This is a genomic window from Pseudonocardia sp. TRM90224, assembly GCF_021245725.1.
Classification (GTDB): Bacteria; Actinomycetota; Actinomycetes; order Mycobacteriales; family Pseudonocardiaceae; genus Pseudonocardia.
The window spans coordinates 1-2,438 of the sequence record NZ_JAJGSX010000098.1; the positions used below are offsets into that span (position 1 = coordinate 1).

Sequence of the window (2,438 nt, forward strand, 5' to 3'; positions counted from 1 at the left end):
TTCCCCGGACGACTCCCCCTGTGATACGTTAACAATCAGTCCACCCGTGGCTTACACGGGAAAAATGACAGGCTCGTGACCGAGGTCCACAGCCATACCCCGTACACAGACCTGTTCCTTCGGTAAAGAGTCACGATGGCGTTCACCAGATACGCTTCCTCCACCTGTGCGGCGGTCAGCGGTTGGTTCAGCCATCGGTAGAACGTGCCCGGGGCAATCGTGATGCCATGCTGCGAAAGCACGACACAGACCGGCTCGACCCAGAAACGGTCACGGTGGGCTGCGATGTACTCGCAGATCAGCGATGTCGACGGTCGAGCTCCGCCTGGGCGAAAACGCGGACGCCGTCTTCAGGATGTCGTTCGCGCGATGCAGTTCGGCGTTCTCCGCCCGCAACCGCCGCAACTCCGCCTGCACATCCTCCGTGGTCGCCGGCGAGCCGGCCGATACCGAACCCTCACCTTCCTCAGCGCGAATCCAGTTCCGGATCGTGGACGGGTTGATTTCCAAGTACGCGCCTACATGCCGACGGTTCGTCACCGGGCTGCGCCGCGACTACGACGCGGTGCGCAACGGACTGACCCTGCCGCACAGCTCCGGCCCGGTCGAAGGCAACGTCAACCGCATCAAAATGATCAAGAGACAGATGTATGGCCGAGCCAACTTCGACCTCCTACGCAAGCGAGTCCTGCTCGCCAGATGACCCAGCCGGGGCCAACCCGATCACGCAAAGTGGGCCAGATCCAGTCTCAGGGCGTCGTCGACACGGTCGACTCTTGAGACCCAGCAGTCGAGCCTTCGGCTCGCTCACACCGCGTGTTGTCACCGCAGATGCCGAGGCCGTGACAGCAGGCATCGACACAGCTGAAGGCCAGCCGGTCGGCCACCCGGGTTCGCGACGACGGGCGATCGTCTATCTGTCGGGTCGCGTCATCACGCGTGGGGAGCACGGCGGGGAGATATTGGGGAGCACGGCCATGTTCTCAACGGGCGTGTACCGCCTTGAACGCCTCCGAACGGACGTGCGCCGACCTGCGGAAGTCGTGTTTCCGCAGGTCGGCGCACTCTGCTTGGCATAGTTCACATCTTGGAGTCACTCTGTTAGCCCGGATCTTTCGTCGGCTGAGTGGTGGTGATCTTGACCGGTGTCTGATCCGGTTGTGAGGTTGGATTCTGTCTGGTGGGCACGACGGTTTGGCCGAGGTCGCTCGGTGCGCCGGTTCCACGGTCCGGTCGGCTAAGTGCTCGTCGGGACGGTCGGGGTGGAGTTCAGCCGGGGACGGCGAGCGCGCGGAGTTGGGCGATCCCGGCCAGGGCCGGCGCGGTCCATGGGAGCTCGTCCGAGCGGAAGCGGGCCGAGTGCTCCCCAGCGTCCGTGGGTGAGTACGAGGTCTTCGATTCAGCTGTAACTCCAGCCGTCTGGACGGCTGCGTGTGGAGTGAACCTGGACCAAGGAATCGAGGTTCGCGAGCAGTCGGTCTCGGTGAGGAGGGGTCACGGATTCACTGGCCACCGAGACATCGTGCCCTGCGGGGCGAGCCAGCGCGATCGTCCGCTGATCGGCCTCCGCAACCGCCGCGATTCTGGCGTGTCCGAGATGGGCGCTGATCGATGACGAGCGGTTACTCGCCATCGTCGTGAACGAGGCGGTCGACTCTTGATGCCCAGCAGCCGAGCCTTTCGCCGTGCTCACACTGCGTGTCGCCACCGCAGGCGCCGAGGCTGTGGCAGTCCCAGCTCGCGGATGACGCGGTCGCGGTAGCGGCGGCGCTGCGCGGACGCGTCGAGGTCGATCCGGCGCAGGTCCGGCTGCGGGGGCTAGCGAAGGTGGCTGGGTCGCCCCGATCGCCGCGACCCGGGATCCGCGCACGGCGTTCCTTGTCGTCGTCGGCACGAACGGGGATCGGGCCACTGCGCCAGCACGGTATACGTAACGCCAGAACCCTGTTCGAGGATATCTGCGAACAGGGCTACCGCGGTAGCCGCGCCACTGTCGCTGCTGCCTACCTCGCGCCCTTCCGCGCGCTGGATGCCGCGCCACCAAAGTGGAGGTGTCGATGCCGGCCGCGCCGGGTCTATCTGTCGCGTCTTGCTCGGCCGGCTCTTGGGTGGTGAGGACGCCCGAGCACGGCCGCTTCGAAGTGCTGCATCACGATCATCAGGAAGAAGATCGCGAAGGGGATGGCCAGTGAAACCCACACATGTTCGGGTACCCGACCAGGTCGGTGACAACCTCGCTCGATCTGCTGAACTCACACGGTTACGGTGCGCTGAATCCCGCCCGCTACCCGCTGATCGCGGACGCCATCCAGGCCATTCCGTCCCGCACCGCCGCCCTGGCTTCCTCGGGGTGCTTGCCGCCCTCGAACCCGTGGTCGGCGCCGGCGATCTCGATGACGTCGAGCGCCGCGCCCTGCTCCTTCGCCGTCGCGACGAAC

1 protein-coding gene and 1 other annotated feature are annotated in these 2,438 nt (G+C 65.5%); the gene reads left to right on the forward strand.

The window, feature by feature from the left end; genetic code table 11:
- Positions 1-209 precede the first annotated feature (209 nt).
- Positions 210-340, reverse strand: a sequence feature (AL1L pseudoknot).
- Positions 341-355: 15 nt separating this feature from the next.
- Positions 356-703 carry a transposase gene (locus LL648_RS44800; protein WP_255687626.1) on the forward strand — a complete coding sequence of 116 codons (348 nt, stop codon included), beginning with the start codon at positions 356-358 and terminating at the stop codon, positions 701-703.
- Positions 704-2,438 lie beyond the last annotated feature (1,735 nt).

What these genes read in the sequence shown, in the direction of transcription:
- LL648_RS44800 (WP_255687626.1), top strand. Translation starts at nt 356, where the DNA reads ATGTCGTTCGCGCGATGCAGTTCGGCGTTCTCCGCCCGCAACCGCCGC.